Annotated in this window: 15 protein-coding genes; 8 read left to right on the top strand and 7 right to left on the bottom strand. The window is 60.9% G+C overall.

What is annotated here, in order from left to right:
* Window positions 1-6: 6 nt before the first annotated feature.
* The 7 genes from C4J94_RS24855 to pqqE all read left to right on the top strand — a co-directional run bounded on the left by C4J94_RS24855 (window position 7) and on the right by pqqE (window position 6,599).
* Window positions 7-801, top strand: a complete 795-nt coding sequence (locus tag C4J94_RS24855; RefSeq protein ID WP_124388457.1) for a carbon-nitrogen hydrolase family protein — start codon at window positions 7-9, stop codon at window positions 799-801.
* 48 nt (window positions 802-849) lie between these two features.
* Entirely contained in the window at window positions 850-3,225 is a 2,376-nt protein-coding gene (gene pqqF, locus C4J94_RS24860; protein ID WP_124388458.1) for a pyrroloquinoline quinone biosynthesis protein PqqF, read from the top strand.
* A gap of 158 nt (window positions 3,226-3,383) precedes the next feature.
* A complete protein-coding gene (gene pqqA / locus C4J94_RS24865; RefSeq protein WP_003194766.1) occupies window positions 3,384-3,458 on the top strand; it encodes a pyrroloquinoline quinone precursor peptide PqqA in 75 nt (24 codons plus the stop codon).
* A gap of 70 nt (window positions 3,459-3,528) precedes the next feature.
* A complete protein-coding gene (gene pqqB, locus C4J94_RS24870; protein WP_124388459.1) occupies window positions 3,529-4,440 on the top strand; it encodes a pyrroloquinoline quinone biosynthesis protein PqqB in 912 nt (303 codons plus the stop codon).
* Window positions 4,441-4,451: 11 nt separating this feature from the next.
* Window positions 4,452-5,204: a pyrroloquinoline-quinone synthase PqqC gene (gene pqqC / locus C4J94_RS24875; RefSeq protein WP_124388460.1), complete on the top strand. Its 753-nt coding sequence runs from the start codon at window positions 4,452-4,454 to the stop codon at window positions 5,202-5,204.
* Complete coding sequence (pqqD, locus tag C4J94_RS24880) at window positions 5,201-5,476, top strand: pyrroloquinoline quinone biosynthesis peptide chaperone PqqD (protein ID WP_124388461.1); 276 nt, start codon at window positions 5,201-5,203, stop codon at window positions 5,474-5,476. The genes pqqC and pqqD overlap by 4 nt, the downstream gene beginning before the upstream one ends.
* Complete coding sequence (gene pqqE / locus C4J94_RS24885) at window positions 5,469-6,599, top strand: pyrroloquinoline quinone biosynthesis protein PqqE (RefSeq protein ID WP_124388462.1); 1,131 nt, start codon at window positions 5,469-5,471, stop codon at window positions 6,597-6,599. Before pqqD ends, pqqE begins: the two co-directional genes overlap by 8 nt.
* Before the next feature lie 5 nt (window positions 6,600-6,604).
* On the opposite strand, the gene C4J94_RS24890 is transcribed toward pqqE, so the two are convergent.
* Together C4J94_RS24890 and C4J94_RS24895 are read right to left on the bottom strand one after the other, a co-directional pair.
* Window positions 6,605-6,763: a YqaE/Pmp3 family membrane protein gene (locus C4J94_RS24890; RefSeq protein WP_003194776.1), complete on the bottom strand. Its 159-nt coding sequence runs from the start codon at window positions 6,761-6,763 to the stop codon at window positions 6,605-6,607.
* 493 nt (window positions 6,764-7,256) lie between these two features.
* Window positions 7,257-8,519: an aspartate aminotransferase family protein gene (locus C4J94_RS24895; RefSeq protein ID WP_124388463.1), complete on the bottom strand. Its 1,263-nt coding sequence runs from the start codon at window positions 8,517-8,519 to the stop codon at window positions 7,257-7,259.
* Window positions 8,520-8,728: 209 nt separating this feature from the next.
* On the opposite strand from C4J94_RS24895, the gene C4J94_RS24900 reads away from it, so the two are divergent.
* Complete coding sequence (locus C4J94_RS24900; protein ID WP_124388464.1) at window positions 8,729-9,628, top strand: LysR family transcriptional regulator; 900 nt, start codon at window positions 8,729-8,731, stop codon at window positions 9,626-9,628.
* Window positions 9,629-9,854: 226 nt separating this feature from the next.
* Here the strand turns inward: C4J94_RS24900 and C4J94_RS24905 are convergent, their stop codons facing one another.
* The 5 genes from C4J94_RS24905 to C4J94_RS24925 all read right to left on the bottom strand — a co-directional run bounded on the left by C4J94_RS24905 (window position 9,855) and on the right by C4J94_RS24925 (window position 17,678).
* Window positions 9,855-11,633 (bottom strand): acyl-CoA dehydrogenase C-terminal domain-containing protein, encoded by a 1,779-nt coding sequence (locus tag C4J94_RS24905; RefSeq protein ID WP_124388465.1) that lies wholly within the window; start codon window positions 11,631-11,633, stop codon window positions 9,855-9,857.
* A 139-nt stretch (window positions 11,634-11,772) separates the two neighbouring features.
* Complete coding sequence (locus tag C4J94_RS24910) at window positions 11,773-13,542, bottom strand: acyl-CoA dehydrogenase C-terminal domain-containing protein (RefSeq protein WP_124388466.1); 1,770 nt, start codon at window positions 13,540-13,542, stop codon at window positions 11,773-11,775.
* Between the two features lie 90 nt (window positions 13,543-13,632).
* A complete protein-coding gene (locus tag C4J94_RS24915; RefSeq protein ID WP_124388467.1) occupies window positions 13,633-14,922 on the bottom strand; it encodes a diguanylate cyclase in 1,290 nt (429 codons plus the stop codon).
* 333 nt (window positions 14,923-15,255) lie between these two features.
* Window positions 15,256-17,061, bottom strand: coding sequence for a phenylacyl-CoA dehydrogenase (locus C4J94_RS24920; RefSeq protein ID WP_124388468.1), 1,806 nt, complete (start codon window positions 17,059-17,061; stop codon window positions 15,256-15,258).
* Window positions 17,062-17,396: 335 nt separating this feature from the next.
* Entirely contained in the window at window positions 17,397-17,678 is a 282-nt protein-coding gene (locus C4J94_RS24925; protein ID WP_124388469.1) for a pyrroloquinoline quinone biosynthesis protein PqqE, read from the bottom strand.
* Window positions 17,679-17,692 lie beyond the last annotated feature (14 nt).

A 17,692-nucleotide genomic window follows, 5' to 3' on the forward strand; every position in this document is an offset into this window, starting at 1 on the left:
CCAGTCATGCGTGTTGCCCTGTACCAATGCCCTCCATGGCCGCTGGATGTCGCCGGAAACCTCAAGCGCCTGCAGCAACTGGCGCACGAAGCATCGGGTGCCGATGTGCTGGTGCTGCCGGAGATGTTTCTCACGGGCTACAACATCGGCGCCGAAGCCACTGGCGCCTTGGCCGAGGCTCAGGATGGAGACTCGGCTCAATCCATCGCTGAGATCGCGCAAAGTGCCGGGCTGGCGATTCTGTACGGTTATCCGGAGCGCGCCGAGGACGGCCAGATCTACAACGCCGTGCAGTTGATCGACGCCCATGGCAAACGCCTGTGCAACTACCGCAAGACGCACCTGTTTGGCGACCTGGACCGCGCGATGTTCAGCGCCGGTGAAGACGATTTCCCGCTGGTGGAATTGAATGGCTGGAAGCTGGGTTTCCTGGTTTGCTACGACCTGGAGTTCCCGGAAAACACCCGGCGCCTGGCCCTGGCCGGCGCCGAACTGATCCTGGTGCCCACCGCCAATATGGTGCCGTTCGACTTTGTCGCCGACGTCACCGTGCGAGCGCGGGCGTTCGAGAACCAGTGTTTCGTGGCTTACGCCAACTACTGCGGCCACGAAGGTGACATTCACTATTGCGGCCAAAGCAGCATTGCCGGGCCCGATGGCCAGCGCATCGCCCAGGCGGGCCTGGATGAAGCGTTGATCGTCGGCACGCTGGATCGGCAATCGATCCTCGACGCCCGCGCCGCCAATCATTATCTGCAAGACCGCCGCCCCGAGCTTTACGGCGCACTGCACAAGCCCTGATCCACCGGGTTTGCTAGCATAGGCGCTTCCCCCGTTTCGGAAGTGCCCATGCCTGCGCCGGTTCACCCTCAGCCCCTGCACCTGACTCTGGCCAATGGCCTGCACCTTTGCCTGCGTCATGCGCCGCGCTTGAAGCGCTGTGCAGCTGTTTTACGCGTGGCGGCGGGCAGTCATGACGCGCCATTGGCGTGGCCGGGGCTGGCGCACTTCCTTGAGCACCTGCTGTTTCTGGGGACGGAGCGCTTTGGGGCAGGCGAAGGGCTAATGGCCTACGTGCAGCGCCATGGCGGGCAGGTGAATGCCAGCACCAAGGAGCGCACTACCGAGTTCTTTTTTGAGCTGCCGGTTTCGATCTTCGCCGATGGACTCGTGCGATTGGCTGACATGCTTACGCATCCTCGCCTGGCCATCGATGACCAACTACGCGAGCGCGAAGTGCTGCACGCCGAGTTCGTCGCCTGGTCCCAGGATGCCAAGGCGCAGCAACAAGTGACCTTGCTCCAGGGTTTGGCCGCCGACCATCCGCTGCGCGGCTTTCATGCGGGCAACCGTGACAGCCTGCCGGTGGAACGTGAGGCGTTTCAACAGGCGTTGCGCGAATTCCACCAGCGTTTCTATCAGAGTGGTCAGATGACGCTCAGCCTGGCCGGCCCACAATCCCAGCAAGAATTGGAAGCGCTGGCGCAGCAATTCAGTGCGCAATTGATCGGCGGCCCGCTGCATCCCCAGGCCGAGCCACCGGCACTGATGGCCGGGCACGCCAGCAGCTATCAACAAGTTGCCGACCCGCATCTGCATCAGGTCATCACCGGTGACGCACCGCGTGAAGCGTTGGCGTTTCTTTGTACCTGGCTCAACAGTTCAGCGTCGGGCGGCTTGCTCGTCGAACTCAAAACTCGACGCCTGGCGACTGCATTGCACGCCTCGGTGCTGTATCACTTTGCCGGTCAAGCCGTGCTGGATATCGACTTCACCCTCGACCCTCAAGGCGATTCGCCGACACAGATAGAGGCGCTGCTGCACGACTGGCTGAGTTTTTTCGCACACAGCGACTGGACGCCGCTACGCGAAGAGTTCGCCTTGCTCAAGGCTCGCGAGCAACAGGTGCAAAGCGCCCTGGCGCTGGCACGCAACGATGAAGAGGACTTATCGGACCAAAGTCTTGCAGCCCTCAAGGCCATGCTCGACGCATTGCATCTGCCGCCCGCCAAACATTCCTGGCAGCTTCCACCGAATAATCCCTTCCTTCGTCCAGCCGCCAAAGAAGAACGTGCCGGCCTGATTCGCGGCCAGACCAGCGCCCACCGAGGCTTGCGCACTTTCGCCCAGGACCGCTCACGAGGCCGACGGGACATGTCGGCGCTGACATTCAGCCAGGCCTTGGCCAATGACAACGATGAAGGCGCCCTGTACCTGCGCTGGCGCTTTGACTGCGCCGTGCCTGCTGGCCTGGAGAGCCTGCTACAACCGTTGTGCGAGAGTGCCGGCCAGGCCGGCGTCGAATTGAGTGCCGAAACCATCGGCCATGACTGGCAGGTAAAGATGCTCGGTTTCCACGAGCCCATGCCTGCCGTGCTTGAGGCGCTGGCGCGCTGCTTGAGCACGGCCGATGAACACATGGCACCAACGCCCGCACTGCCGATGATTGCCATCCGCGAATTGCTCAAGGCATTGCCCACTTGCTGTGCCGGTGTTCAGCCTGAATCCCGGGCAACGCCAGCGCCATGGGCCAGCGCCCGCTGGCAAGGGCTGGGCTCAGGTTTACCGGTAGGCTGTGAAGCGGCGATCAAGGCCGCGGCAGCGAGACTGCCTGGCCAGCCCGCACATTTCCAATGCCTGCCTCAAGTGCTCAACGAACAGCATCTCTGGCACGAGGTAAGTACCGAGTCCAGCGAAGCGGCAGTGCTGTTGTTCTGCCCGACACCGACACAAACGCTGGCCGATGAAGCGGCCTGGCGCTTGCTCGGTCATCTGCTCCAGGGGCCCTTCTACCAGCGCCTGCGCGTCGAGCTACAAATCGGCTACGCCGTGTTCAGCGGTATCCGACAGATCGATGGGCAAACCGGCCTGCTGTTCGGCGTGCAGTCCCCCAGCGCGTCCCTGGGTGAGATCGTCGAGCATCTGCAGACCTTTCTGGCGCAACTGCCGTCGTTGATCGAGCGCAGCGCAGACATGGGCAACACGGCCCTGGCGCAGCAATTCACGGCCCAGTCGCTGCCTATCGGCCAAGCCGCTGATCTTGTGTGGCACGCCCATTTGGCGGGCCACGCAGCGGACTACCTGGAGCAATTACAACACTTGATACAAATCTGTTCGCATGCCGATATGCAGCGCGCCGCCCAGCAACTGAACGACGTCACAGGCGGCTGGCATTGCATCGCCAACGGCCCATGCATCGGCGGGCACTGGCAGTCGGCGGGTTGATCGTTGCCAACCGTGCAACAGGCTTTTTCTTTCAAGACAGCGCTAACTCGAAAAGAATTGCGTAATATTCACACGCAATATCTGAACATCTCCCATGGGAGGTGGACTATATGTACTACTCGGTAGTGAACATCCCGTCCCTTGATAGGAGTATGAATATGACCTGGTCCAAACCTGCTTACACCGACCTGCGCATCGGTTTCGAAGTCACCATGTACTTCGCCAGCCGCTAATCCGCTGGGTAATACAACGCCTCGGTTCGCCCGGGGCGTTTTTGTTTTTAGCTTTGCTGATGGAGCGACCATGTTTGTCCAGATTCTAGGTTCCGCCGCCGGCGGCGGCTTCCCGCAGTGGAACTGCAACTGCGTGAACTGCGCAGGTTTTCGTGATGGCAGCCTGCGGGCCCAGGCGCGTACCCAGTCGTCCATCGCGATTTCCGACGATGGCGTGAACTGGGTGCTGTGCAACGCTTCGCCGGATATCCGCGCACAACTGCAAGGCTTTGCGCCGATGCAACCCGGCCGCGCCCTGCGGGACACCGGCATCAGCGCGATCATCCTGATGGACAGCCAGATCGACCACACCACGGGCCTGCTGAGCCTGCGCGAGGGTTGCCCGCACCAAGTCTGGTGCACCGACATGGTCCATGAAGACCTGAGCACCGGTTTCCCACTGTTCACAATGCTCACCCATTGGAACGGCGGCCTGGCCTGGAACCGTATCGAGCTGGACGCCAGCTTCACCATCCCGGCATGCCCCAACCTGCGTTTCACCCCGCTGCCACTGCGCAGCGCCGCCCCACCTTATTCGCCGCACCGCTTCGACCCGCACCCAGGCGACAACATCGGCCTGATCGTCGAAGACCTGCGCACCGGCGGCAAACTGTTCTATGCCCCCGGTCTGGGCAAGGTCGACACACCGCTGCTCAAGATCATGGCCGGCAGCGACTGCCTGCTGGTGGATGGCACGATGTGGGACGACGACGAAATGCAGCGCCGTGGCGTCGGCACCCGTACCGGCCGCGAAATGGGCCACCTGGCGCAGAACGGCCCCGGCGGCATGCTTGAAGTGCTCGAACAGTTGCCAAGGCAACGCAAAGTGCTTATCCACATCAACAACACCAACCCGATCCTCGATGAAGACTCCCCCGAGCGAGCGGAACTGGTGCGGCGCAATGTCGAAATGGCTTACGACGGCATGAGCATCGAATTGTAGGAGCAGGCGAAATGACTGACACACCGTTGACCACCACCGAATTCGAAGCCGCGTTGCGCGCCAAAGGCGCCTTCTACCACATCCACCATCCGTACCACGTGGCAATGTACGAAGGCCGTGCCACCCGCGAGCAGATCCAGGGCTGGGTCGCCAACCGCTTCTACTATCAGGTGAACATTCCCCTCAAGGACGCCGCGATCCTGGCCAACTGCCCGGACCGCGAGATTCGTCGCGAATGGATCCAGCGCCTGCTCGACCACGACGGTGCACCCGGCGAAGACGGCGGCATCGAAGCCTGGCTGCGCCTGGGCCAAGCCGTGGGCCTCGACCCGGACCAGCTGCGCTCCCAGGAACTGGTGCTGCCCGGCGTTCGCTTTGCGGTAGACGCCTACGTCAACTTCGCCCGCCGCGCCAGCTGGCAGGAAGCCGCCAGCAGCTCCCTGACCGAGCTGTTCGCGCCGCAGATCCACCAGTCGCGCCTCGACAGCTGGCCGCAGCATTACCCATGGATCGACCCGGCCGGTTACGAATACTTCCGCACACGCCTGGGCCAGGCCCGGCGCGATGTGGAACACGGGTTGGCGATCACCCTGCAGCACTACACCACCCGCGAAGGCCAGGAGCGCATGCTGGAAATCCTGCAGTTCAAACTGGATATCCTGTGGAGCATGCTGGACGCCATGAGCATGGCCTACGAACTGAACCGCCCGCCGTATCACAGCGTGACCGAGCAGCGGGTGTGGCATAAAGGAATCATCCTATGAGCTTTGATCGCAGCAAAAAACCGACCTGGCGCCCGGGTTATCGCTTTCAGTACGAGCCCGCGCAGAAAGGCCATGTGCTGCTTTACCCGGAAGGCATGATCAAGCTCAACGACAGCGCCGCGCTGATTGGTGGCTTGATTGACGGCGAGCGCGACGTGGCGGCCATCATCGCCGAGCTGGACCGGCAATTTCCCGGCGTGCCGGAACTCGGTGAAGACATCGAGCAATTCATGGAGGTCGCCCGTGCTGAGCACTGGATCACCCTTGCCTGAAAAACCTGCTATCGGCCTGCCGCTGTGGCTATTGGCCGAGCTGACCTATCGCTGCCCGTTGCAGTGCCCGTACTGCTCCAACCCGCTGGATTTTGCCGAGCAGGGCAAGGAACTGAGCACCGAGCAATGGATCAAGGTATTTCGCGAAGCCCGCGAGATGGGCGCGGCCCAACTCGGGTTTTCCGGTGGTGAACCGCTGGTACGCCAGGACCTCGCCGAGCTGATCGGCGAGGCACACAAGCTGGGTTTCTACACCAACCTGATCACCTCCGGCATTGGCCTGACCGAACAGAAGATCAGTGACTTCAAAAAAGCCGGCCTGGACCATATCCAGATCAGCTTCCAGGCCAGCGACGAACAGGTGAACAACCTGCTGGCCGGCTCGAAGAAAGCTTTCGCGCAAAAGCTGGAGATGGCGCGCGCCGTGAAGGCGCACGGCTACCCGATGGTGCTGAACTTCGTCACCCATCGGCATAACATCGACAAGATCGACCGCATTATCGAGCTGTGCATTGCGCTCGAGGCGGACTTTGTCGAGCTTGCCACCTGCCAGTTCTATGGCTGGGCGCAGCTCAATCGTGTGGGGCTGTTGCCGACCAAGGAACAACTGGTGCGCGCCGAACGCATCACCAACGAATATCGCGCCAAGCTCGAAGCCGAAGGCCATCCGTGCAAGCTGATATTCGTGACACCGGATTACTACGAGGAACGCCCGAAAGCCTGCATGAATGGCTGGGGCAGCATTTTTCTCACAGTGACACCGGACGGTACCGCCCTGCCCTGTCATGGCGCCCGACAGATGCCGGTACAGTTTCCCAATGTGCGCGACCACAGCATGCAGCACATCTGGTACGACTCGTTCGGTTTCAACCGTTTTCGCGGCTACGACTGGATGCCCGAACCGTGCCGTTCATGCGACGAGAAGGAAAAGGACTTCGGCGGCTGCCGTTGCCAGGCGTTCATGCTCACGGGGGATGCCAGCAACGCCGACCCGGTGTGCAGCAAGTCCGAGCAGCACGGCATCATCCTTCAAGCGCGGGAAGAAGCCGAACATGCCACCCAGACCATTGAGCAACTAGCGTTTCGCAATGAGCGCAATTCACGCCTCATCGCCAAAGGCTGACGCCCTCAGCGCTTGGCGATGATGTACACCGCGTGAATGATGCCGGGGAAGTAACCGCACAGGGTCAGCAGAATATTCAGCCAGAACGCGCCGCCGAATCCTACTTGCAGGAACACACCCAGTGGCGGTAGCAGAATGGCGATGATGATACGAATGATGTCCATGGGTCAGCTCCAGAAAATCGGCTCGTGTGAGCCGTGTAGCTAATCGACATTGGCGCTTCGCTAGGGTTCAGTGGTTTCTGGCATTGGGCCATCTCAGGCCAGAATCTGCAGGCCATGTTTCTGCACGATGCTCAATAACTTAAGCGCCATCACTGTAGGAGCGAGCTTGCTCGCGAAAAACGTCCAGGCAACGGGCTCATCCTGGATAAGCGCGGAGCCCCTGAGTTCTTCGCGAGCAAGCTCGCTCCTACAAAAGGCCTAACTGACAGGCATTACCCAGTAGTGCCCACCTTTAGCCAGCACCATCGAGCGATGGAAGAGGCGCACTGAGCCCCCGACAGTCCTTGCCGAGGCCAGCTAAAAAGCCATCGTTTCCAATGACGCACAAGCAACCTTTTCAGTCCAAAAATTACCCACGCAAAAAAACGCCCCCAGCCAAAAGAATCAGGCTGGAGGCGCCGCGTATTCCGCGAGACGGTTCAGAAAATTCGGATCAGACCGCGATGCCCTTGCGGCATTGCAGTTGGGCGGTGCGTACCCGAGAGAAGGCGCGGGCGAGGCGCAGGAGCATTTCGTCAATGTGGTTTTTGCTGACGTTCAGGGCGGGGGTGAAGCGCAGGCAATCAGGCTGCGCAGCGGTGAGGATCAAGCCTTCGTGCAGCGCGGCCTTTACCACGGCACTCGCGGAATCGTCCGATAGGGTCAGGCCCCATATCAGACCGTTGCCGCGCAATTGCCCGTGTTCGTAACGATAAGCCAGGCGGGCGAGACCTTCTGCCAGGTACAGGCCGGATTCTCGTACCTGTTCTAGAAAGCCAGTTGCCAGCACGGCATCGAGCACCGCACTGCCCGCCGACGCCATCAGCGCATTGCCATGATGCGTACCGTCCAGCTCGCCCGCTTCGAAACAACAGGCTGTGCCGCGCGCCAGCAACGCCGCCAAGGGCACGCCACCGCCCAGGCCTTTGCCGAGGGTAACGATGTCGGCGCGTACGCCGTATTGCTGTTCGGCGAGCAAGCTGCCGCACCGGCCAATCCCGGTTTGCACTTCGTCAAGGATCAGCAGGATCCCCAGCTCACGACACAGGCGTTCCACGCCTTTGAGATAGTGTGCGGTCGCGGGGATCACACCCGCAGCGCTCTGGATCGGCTCCAGCATGATCGCCACGGTGTGCGCATCGACGGCGGCGTGCAGCGCCGGCAGGTCGTTGAATGGCACATGACTGAAGCCTGGCAATTGCGGTTCGAAACGGTTTTCGCAGGCAACTGCCGAAGCCGACAACGTTGCAAGGCTACGGCCATGGCAGCCATTGCTCACCGTGATGATGTGATGAGCGCCGCCGCGATGCAGCTGGCCCCATTTGCGTGCCAACCTGATGGCTGCTTCACAGGCCTCCGCGCCGCTGTTAAGCAGGTAGGCCTGGTCGCTGCCGGTGTGATGGCACAGGCGGTCAACCAGGTTGAGCTGAGCGCGATTGTGCAAGCCCATCCCAGGGTTGATCACGCTTTGCAGCTGTTCGGCAATGGCGTCGCGCACGGCTTGTGGGCTGTGGCCGAGGCTATTGGCGCCGCCGCCCTGGCTGAAATCCAGGTAGGCACGGTCGTCACTGTCCGAAAGCCAGGCGCCTTGGCCCTGCACAAAAACCTCAGCGGGGCGTGCAACAGTGGGCATCAGGCTTTCGCTGGAAAAATCATGACGCGGGGCATCAAGCACAAGGTCATCAAGGCTCGGCGCATGACGCCGGAACAGGTTCACAATTCACCCCCGAAAGCAACCGGACCTTGGCCGGTGCCAGGTGCTGGAACTGTGCTGAGGTTTTTTGCCTTGCCTATGTAAACGCCATTACCCAAAACGTTATTCATTGCCCAATCCGGCCCTGTAAGCCCTGAGAATAGGCGCTAGACTAGGCCTCTGGGGGGCCAACGGCCATTTCGATTTTCCAGCTTTTTCGATAAGCAAATCTTATGGATTTCAAGCAACTGCGTTATTTCGTCGCGGTGTATGAAGAAGGCCACGTCGGCCGTGCCGCGGAGCGTCTGTCAATCTCGCAGCCGGCCTTGTCGCAGCAGGTTCGCCAACTGGAGCAGAACCTGGACGTAAGCCTGTTCGAACGCAGCAGCAAGCGCCTGCTGCCCACCTTGGCCGCACACACGTTATACAACCATGCCTTGCCCTTGATCGACGGCATGCAGCAAGCCGTGGAGGCGTTGCGCAATTTCAAGGGCCAGGCGATGCGCACCCTGGCCATCGGTGTGCTGCAAACCGTACACACCAGCTTGGTGCCGCAGATGCTGGAACGGGTGCGCAAGGCCCAGCCCCACCTGGTGGTGCAGATCTACGAATTGACCGGGTTGGAAATCGAGCGGCGGCTGCTCAACGGCTCACTGGACATCGGTATCAGCTACCTGCCACCGCGCCAGCCGGGTTTGCATGGCGTGCTGTTGTATGAAGATGAGTTGAAGGTGGTCATCCCTGAGCAACATCCGTTGCGGGAATTCAAGAAGGTCTCGCTGAAACAGGCAGCCGAGTTGCCGATGTTGCTACTGGGCGAGGAGTTTCAGGTGCGCCAGATCTGGCAGGGCCAATTGGCCAACCTGGGGCGGCGGCCGCAGGTGCAGGCGGAGCTCAATACCATGGTGGGGATTCTTGACAGCCTGCCCCACACCCAGTTGGCCACTGTGTTGCCGGGGCGCTCCCAGGATGAACACAACAGCCAGTCGCTGCTGTGGAAGCCCTTGAGCGAGCCCAGGGTGCCGTTGAAAGTTGGTCTGGTATGCCGTGACGTACAGCGTCAGCAAGCGACGGTGGCGTTGCTGCGCACGTTGCTCGAAGACGTAATGAATGCCCCGCAGGCAGGCGCCTGACTTTTTCGCGGGCAAAAGAAAACCCCGCCGAAGCGGGGCTTTGCAGACTGTTTCCCTGACATCCATTTCACTCCGCCGTCCTGGCAGAATCCTACGTGTCCGTGTTGTTGCTTTGCGCTTCCTGCGCGACGTCCATGTGAAGTAGATTATCCGTGGATCCAATGTGGCGATAGAGGACGATTAGCAGCACGTCGTGTAAGAGAATGCTTACACGCGCTCCACGCCTTTAAAACAGCGCTTCATCCATCAGGAACAGCGATTCACTACCGGCTTTTACCGACGCGCTCAACGAGTGAATACGCGGCAACAAGCGTGCAAAGTAGAAGCGCGCGGTGCCCAGCTTGCTGGCATAGAAATCCTCTTCAGCCTCTTTGCCCAAGGCGGCCTTGGCCATGCGCGCCCACATATAGGCGTACGCCATGTAACCAAACGCATGCAGGTATTCCACCGAGGCCGCGCCGATTTCATTCGGGTTGGTCTTGGCACGGTCCAGCACCCAGGCGGTCAACTCATCCAGGTTATCCACCGCCGCGGCGAGCGGACGGGTGAACTCGCCCAATTGCGCGTCTGCACTGGCGATGAACTGGCGGATCTCATCGGCGAACAAGGTATAGAACGCGCCGCCGCTGCCGACAATTTTGCGTCCCATCAAATCCAGCGCCTGGATGCCATTGGTGCCTTCGTAGATCTGGGTGATGCGCACGTCACGCACCAGTTGCTCCTGGCCCCACTCGCGGATGTAGCCGTGACCACCAAACACTTGCTGGCCGAGCACGGTGGTTTCCAGGCCCAGGTCGGTGAGGAATGCCTTGGCGACCGGCGTGAGCAGCGCCACCAGGTTGTCGGCGCGCTCGCGGGCAGCAGCATCTTCGCTGAACTTGGCGATGTCCAACTGCGTCGCCACGTAGGTGGAGAACGCTCGGCCACCTTCGTTCGCCGCCTTCATGGTCAGCAGCATGCGCCGCACGTCCGGATGCACGATGATCGGGTCGGCTGCTTTGTCCTTGGCTTGAGCGCCCAACGGGGAGCGGCTTTGCAGGCGGTCGCGGGCGTATTCAATCGCGTTCTGATAGGAACGCTCACCGGACGCCAGCCCCTGGATGCCGACGCCCAGGCGCTCATAGTTCATCATGGTGAACATCGCAGCCAGGCCACGGTTAGGTTCACCCACCAGGTAACCCACGGCTGCGTCGAAGTTCATCACGCACGTCGCGGAGGCCTGGATGCCCATTTTGTGTTCGATCGAGCCGCAGGTCACCGGGTTGCGTGCGCCGAGGCTACCGTCGGCGTTGACCATGAACTTCGGCACCAGGAACAGCGAGATGCCTTTGGGACCCGCCGGTGCATCCGGCAGTTTGGCCAGCACCAGGTGGATGATGTTTTCGGTCAGGTCGTGTTCGCCGCCGGTGATGAAAATCTTGGTACCGCTGACTTTATAAGAACCGTCTGCCTGCGGCTCGGCCTTGGTGCGAATCATGCCCAGGTCGGTGCCCGCATGGGCTTCGGTCAGGCACATGGAACCGGCCCATTCGCCGGAATACATCTTCGGCAAATAGGCGGCCTTGAGTTCCTCACTGGCGTGGGTGTTGATCGACACGCAAGCGCCCGAGGTCAACATCGGGTAAAGGCCGAACGCCAGGCTGGACGAGTTGATCATCTCTTCGACCTGCGCCGACACCGCCTTGGGCATACCCATGCCGCCGTACACCGGGTCGCCGCCGACACCCACCCAGCCGCCTTCGGCGTAGGTCGCATAGGCCTGTGGGAAACCATCCGGCGTGCTGACAGCATTGTCCGCCCAGCGGCAGCCCTGCTCATCACCGCCACGGCTTAATGGCGCGATGGATTTGGCCGTGACCTTGCCGGCCTCTTCGAGGATCGCTTCAACGGTTTCGGCGTCAACCGTGTCTGCCAGGGCAGGCAATTGAGCCCACGTCGTGGCGACTTCAAAAACTTCGTTGAGGACGAAGCGCATATCACGCAACGGCGCTTTGTAATCAGCCATGGCAAACCTCGTGAGAACGTGAAAAGTGATTCGATAGGATCGGTTTTACAGGCTCCGAGTGTACCCGAACAACTTTTCAGACACATAGGGTCCGTTCGTGACCATTAAGTATTTATAAGTCACGAAAGACCTGTTCCACCTACAACGCAAACGCCTGCGCCGGCAAGCTCATCAGGCATTCGCTGCCCGCCTCCACCGCCGCCCGGTGCGTCGCGGTGCGCGGCAACAGGCGTTTGAAGTAGAAGTCGCACGTGGCCAGTTTGGCCTGGGCAAACCCTGGGTCGTCATGCCCTTGGGCCGCAACCGCCATGCGCAGCCACAGGTAGGCGAGGATGATGTAACCGCTGTACATCAGGTAATCCATGGCTGCGGCACCCACTTCGTCGGGATTTTTCATCGCCGCCGTGCCGACCTTCAGCGTCAGCTCACCCCATTGCTGGTTCAGCTGGTTGAGCTGCTCTACAGGGCCCTTGAGTTGTGCGTGTTCGGCATTGGCGGTGCAAAACTTATGCACAATTTTGGTAAAGCCGCGCAGCAGCTTGCCCTGGCTGCCCAGTACCTTGCGCCCCAGCAGGTCGAGGGCCTGGATACCATTGGTGCCTTCATAAATCGGCGCAATCCGCGCGTCACGGGCCAACTGCTCCATGCCCCACTCGCGAATATAGCCATGGCCACCGAACACCTGCATACCGTGGTTGGTCACCTCCAGCCCGGTTTCGGTCATAAAGGCTTTACAGATTGGCGTGAGGAAGGCCAGCAGGTCTTCAGCCTCCTGGCGCTGGCCGGCATCGGCGCTCAGGTGCGCCGTGTCGAGCAACTGGGCGGTGAAATAGGTCAGCGCGCGATTGCCTTCGTTGAAGGCTTTCATGGTCAGCAGCATGCGGCGTACATCGGCGTGCACGATGATCGGGTCGGCGGCTTTCTCCGGAGCCTTGGCGCCGGTCAGCGAGCGCATCTGCAGGCGGTCGTTGGCGTACTTGACCGCGCCCTGGAAGCTGGCCTCGCCATTGCACAAACCCTGCATCCCGGTGCCCAGGCGCGCATGGTTCATCATGGTGAACATGCAGTTGAGGCCTTTGTTCGCCTCACCAATCAAAAATCCCCTGGCGCCGTCGAAGTTCAGCACGCAGGTGGCGGAGGCCTTGATGCCCATCTTGTGTTCGATGGAGCCGCAATGCACTGCGTTACGCGCACCGGAGTCGGCGTGAAACTTGGGCACGATAAACAGGGAGATGCCTTTGGTGCCCGCCGGCGCATCCGGCAGTTTGGCCAGCACCAGGTGGATGATGTTGGCGCTCATGTCGTGCTCGCCGGCCGAGATGAAGATCTTGCTGCCGGTGACCGCATAACTGCCATCGGCTTGAGGGACGGCGCGAGTCTTGATCAACCCCAGGTCGGTGCCGCAGTGGGCTTCGGTCAGGCACATGGTGCCGGTCCATTCGCCGGCGGTGAGCTTGTGCAGGTAAGTGGCTTTCTGTTCGTCGGTGCCGTGGGCGTGGATCGCCGACATCGCACCGTGGGTCAGGCCAGGGTACATGCCCCAGGACGTATTGCTCGAACCGATCATCTCGCTCAGCACCAGCCCCAGGGACTGCGGCAAGCCCTGGCCGCCGTAGGTCGGGTCCGCCGCCACGCCGTGCCAGCCGCCTTCCACGTACTGGGCAAAGGCCTCCTTGAAGCCCTTGGGCGTAGTCACTACCCCGTTATCGAAATGACAACCCTCTTCATCGCCACTGCGGTTGAGCGGCGCGAGCACGTTTTCGCAGAACTTGGCGCCCTCTTCGAGAATCGCACTGACCATGTCGGGGCTGGCGTCCGTCGCACCCAGGGCCGAGTAGTGACCATGGAAATCGAACACGTTGTCGATCAGAAAGCGCATGTCGCGCAGGGGAGCTTTGTATTCAGGCATGGCGATGTCTCCGGCAGCAGATGGTCTCAACCTACTGCCGGCCCACGCCCTGGACAATCACTGTAGCGCTGCTGAATACGGCACCATTACTCAACCGGCAGCACTTTGCATGCGCACGGCACCGCGACGGTTCTGCCCGGCGGCGATCACGCAGTTGCGCCCCGCGCCCTTGGCGGCATACAGCGCCTGGTCGGCGGACTTGAGCACCTCTTCGGGGCTACGTTGCTCGGCCTGGCGCTCGGCCACGCCGATGCTGACGGTCACCGACACACTGGACGCCCCGCTACCGGCTCGACGCTGGCGGCCTTGATGGTCGTCATTGGGGCGGTCCGGGTTGCGCAATTTGATCGCATAGTTGGCGATGATTTCACGGATCTCCTCCAGGTGCGGCATGCACTCATCCAGGGTCTTGCCGGCGAACACCACGGCAAACTCTTCACCGCCGTAACGGTAGGCGCGCCCGCCGCCGTTGACCTTGGACAGTTTGCTCGCCACCAGGCGCAGCACCTGGTCGCCCACGTCATGGCCGTGGGTGTCGTTGAAACGCTTGAAGTGGTCCACGTCGCCCATCGCCAACACATAATTGCGCCCCAACCGCTGCATGCGTTCGTTAAGGGCGCGACGCCCCGGCAAGCCGGTCAACTCATCGCGAAAGGCCATTTGGTAAGCCTCGTGCGCCACACCGGCAGCGATCATCAGCATCACCTGGCTGCACATGATGTTGAGGGTGAACGGCAGGATGAAGGTCTGCGGCAACATCCAGAACATCCCCAGCAGCCCCACCAATTGCGCGGCATGCAGCGGGCGCGGCTGGTACCAGTACTGGGCGGCCAGGGTAAGGAAGCCGATCAGAAACATCGGGTATGACAGTTGGATCAGGCTCATCCAGGCGCCATGCAGCGCCGGCCAGCGGATCTCGGCCAGCCAGTCCAGCACGCCCTGGGGATAACTTTGCTCCAGCGCCAGCGCCACGCTGCCGATGGCCAGCAGCACCGCGCAGCGCGCGACGAAGTCACGGAACAAGTGGGTCTTTTCCTGCCACAGCGCATACACGCTGAACAGCAAGGGCAGCAGCAGGCAGACCAGGTGGAACACCACGGCGGCGTCTTCACGGACGCGGCCATTGTCGCGATAGAAGTCGGTCTGGGTGTCCAGCAGGAAATACGCGACATACACCGTGATCATCAGGAACAGCTCACGCTGGCGCCGATACACCGCGCAGTAAGCACCGCCGAGCAACAGCACCAGGGTCGGCAGCACGTTGAACAGCGAGGTGAAGAAGACGTTGAGGTCCTTGAGATAGGCAGCCGAGAGCCCGGCCAGCAACAGCAGCAATGAGGGCAGAAAGTGACTGAACCGTACAGCGGACACGCGTGACAAGGGTAAGCTCCGACCCGCAAAAAAGATGGTGGCATAGTGCCTCTTCGCGACCAGTTAACCACAACCCGTCCGACCTGTATCACTTTGCCACCACTGTAACGGCACCGCCCATCAATCCCTTAGCGCCAGAGTGCATTTTAATAATCGACACAGGCTGAATGTGGGGGGGCTTGCTCCCGATAGTGGTGAGTCAGCTACAGAGAGGTTGACTGATGCACCGCAATCGGGGGCAAGCCCCCTCCCACATGGACCGCATTGCCAATCTCATGCCTAGCCGGCAAAAAAAAACCGCCACCCTAGAAGGGTGGCGGTTTCAGATGATTCCGGTAAGGCTTAGTAAGCCAGGCCGAAGTCCTCTTCTTTCATGTCCATCAGGTTGCTGGCGCCCGACAGCATGGTTGCCACGTGGGTGCGGGTACGCGGCAGGATGCGCTGGAAGTAGAAGCGCGCGGTCTGCAGCTTGGCGGTGTAGAACGCCTCTTCGGAGGTACCGGCAGCCAGTTTTTCGGCGGCCAGGCGCGCCATGTCGGCCCAGAAGTAAGCCAGGCACGCGTAACCGGAGTACATCAGGTAATCCACCGAGGCGGCACCGACTTCTTCACGGTCTTTCATCGCGGCCATGCCGACCTTCATGGTCAACTCGCCCCACTCTTTGTTCAGCGCCGCCAGCGGTGTAACGAACTCTTTGACCGCGTCATTGCCTTCGTTGGCCTGGCAGAACTTGTGCACGATCTTGGTGAAGCCCTTGAGCGCTTCGCCTTGAGTCATCAGCACTTTACGGCCCAGCAGGTCCAGTGCCTGGATACCGGTGGTGCCTTCGTACAGCATCGAAATGCGGCTGTCGCGAACGTTCTGCTCCATGCCCCACTCGGCGATGAAACCGTGGCCGCCGTAGATCTGCACACCGTGGTTGGCCGATTCAAAACCGACTTCGGTCATGAACGCCTTAGCGATCGGCGTCATGAACGCCAGCAGGCCATCGGCCTGTTTCTTGGCTTCGTCGTCGGTGCCGTACTTGACGATATCCACTTGCTTGGCGGTGAAGTACACCATCGCACGGTTGCCTTCGGCGAAGGCTTTCATGGTCAGTAGCATGCGGCGCACGTCAGGGTGCACGATGATCGGGTCAGCGGCTTTGTCCGGCGCTTTCGGGCCAGTCAGGGAGCGCATTTGCAGGCGGTCGCGAGCGTACTTCAGGCCACCCTGGAAACCGATCTCGGCGTGGGCCAGGCCTTGCAGCGCGGTCCCCAGGCGAGCGGTGTTCATAAAGGTGAACATGCAGTTCAGGCCTTTGTTCGCCGGGCCGATCAGGTAACCGGTGGCCGCGTCGAAGTTCATCACGCAGGTAGCGTTGCCGTGGATGCCCATCTTGTGTTCCAGGGAGCCACAGGTTACCGCGTTGCGCTGACCGATCGAGCCATCGGCGTTCGGCAGGAACTTGGGCACGATGAACAGAGAGATGCCTTTGGTGCCAGCCGGTGCGTCGGGCAGGCGAGCCAGTACGATGTGGACGATGTTGTCGGCCATGTCGTGTTCACCGGCCGAGATGAAGATTTTGGTGCCGGAGACTTTGTAGGAACCGTCGGCCTGAGGTTCGGCCTTGGTGCGCAACATGCCCAGGTCGGTACCGCAGTGCGGCTCGGTCAGGCACATGGTGCCGGTCCACTCGCCGGAGACCAGTTTGGTCAGGTAGGCCTCTTGCTGCTCGGGCGTACCGTGCTCGGAGATGGTGTTCATCGCACCGTGGGACAGGCCAGGGTACATGCCCCACGACCAGTTGGCTTCGCCAACCATTTCACTTACGGCAAGGCCCAGGGACTCCGGCAGGCCTTGGCCGCCGTGCTCAACGTCGTGGGCCAGGCTTGGCCAGCCGCCTTCGACGAACTGTTTGTAGGCTTCCTTGAAACCAGCAGGAGTCTTAACACCTGACTCGCTCCAGGTACACCCTTCGATGTCACCCACGCGGTTCAGCGGCGCCAGCACTTGCTCACAGAACTTGGCGCCTTCTTCGAGAATGGCGTCGACCATGTCCGGCGTAGCGTCCTGGCAAGCCGGCAGGCTCTGATAGTGCGCTTCATAGCCGAGCAGTTCGTCACGAACGAAGCGAATATCACGCAAGGGGGCCTTGTAGTCAGGCATAGCGATAAACCTCTGCTGATGTATCTGGGATGAACAACCGCATGGATACGTGGGTGGCGGTCAAACAGGTGTTTGAAACATACGTTTACGACCTGGGGTTGTCAAGCGTCGGTCAGATGCCGTTTGTCTTGATACGGCTCAATGACGCGCACGGCAAAGCCTGTGACGTGATGCCACAGATCAAGAAGTGTAGGAGTTCGGCGGGAGGGCACGGAACAAATGTGGGAGGGAGCTTGCCCCCGATGGCGGTAGGTCAGCTATGAATAAGCTGACTGATAGACCGCTATCGGGGACAAGCTCCCTCCCACATTTTTAAATGGCATGCAGCGAGAGAGTCAGGCGTAGGTATCGATCAACGTACCGAGCATTTCGTCCGAAGCCTTGGCGACTTTCGCGCCCAGCTCCACTTGAAACTTGCCCTGGGCCATTTCGACCATATTGCTCGCCGAGTTGGACGCCTGGGCGCGATCGTTGGCTTGCAGGCGGTCGCTTTGCGCGGCCGATGGCTGGTTGGTCGCGGCGCTGGCAATGTTGCCGGCGGCCTGATCGACACGGTTCTGCCCGGCCTGAATGGTGCTCAGGCCCGAATAAAACGCGCTGCTTCCAGAGATTTCCATGGCGTAAGCCTGCC

The organism is Pseudomonas sp. R5-89-07, assembly GCF_003851685.1.
Taxonomy (GTDB): domain Bacteria; phylum Pseudomonadota; class Gammaproteobacteria; order Pseudomonadales; family Pseudomonadaceae; genus Aquipseudomonas.

Coding starts and splice junctions, on each gene's coding strand:
- C4J94_RS24910 (WP_124388466.1), bottom strand. CDS start 13,542: ATGCCTGAATACAAAGCTCCCCTGCGCGACATGCGCTTTCTGATCGAC.
- pqqB (WP_124388459.1), top strand. CDS start 3,529: ATGTTTGTCCAGATTCTAGGTTCCGCCGCCGGCGGCGGCTTCCCGCAG.
- C4J94_RS24905 (WP_124388465.1), bottom strand. CDS start 11,633: ATGGCTGATTACAAAGCGCCGTTGCGTGATATGCGCTTCGTCCTCAAC.
- pqqC (WP_124388460.1), top strand. CDS start 4,452: ATGACTGACACACCGTTGACCACCACCGAATTCGAAGCCGCGTTGCGC.
- C4J94_RS24890 (WP_003194776.1), bottom strand. CDS start 6,763: ATGGACATCATTCGTATCATCATCGCCATTCTGCTACCGCCACTGGGT.
- C4J94_RS24855 (WP_124388457.1), top strand. CDS start 7: ATGCGTGTTGCCCTGTACCAATGCCCTCCATGGCCGCTGGATGTCGCC.
- C4J94_RS24920 (WP_124388468.1), bottom strand. CDS start 17,061: ATGCCTGACTACAAGGCCCCCTTGCGTGATATTCGCTTCGTTCGTGAC.
- C4J94_RS24900 (WP_124388464.1), top strand. CDS start 8,729: ATGGATTTCAAGCAACTGCGTTATTTCGTCGCGGTGTATGAAGAAGGC.
- pqqD (WP_124388461.1), top strand. CDS start 5,201: ATGAGCTTTGATCGCAGCAAAAAACCGACCTGGCGCCCGGGTTATCGC.
- C4J94_RS24925 (WP_124388469.1), bottom strand. CDS start 17,678: ATGGAAATCTCTGGAAGCAGCGCGTTTTATTCGGGCCTGAGCACCATT.
- pqqF (WP_124388458.1), top strand. CDS start 850: ATGCCTGCGCCGGTTCACCCTCAGCCCCTGCACCTGACTCTGGCCAAT.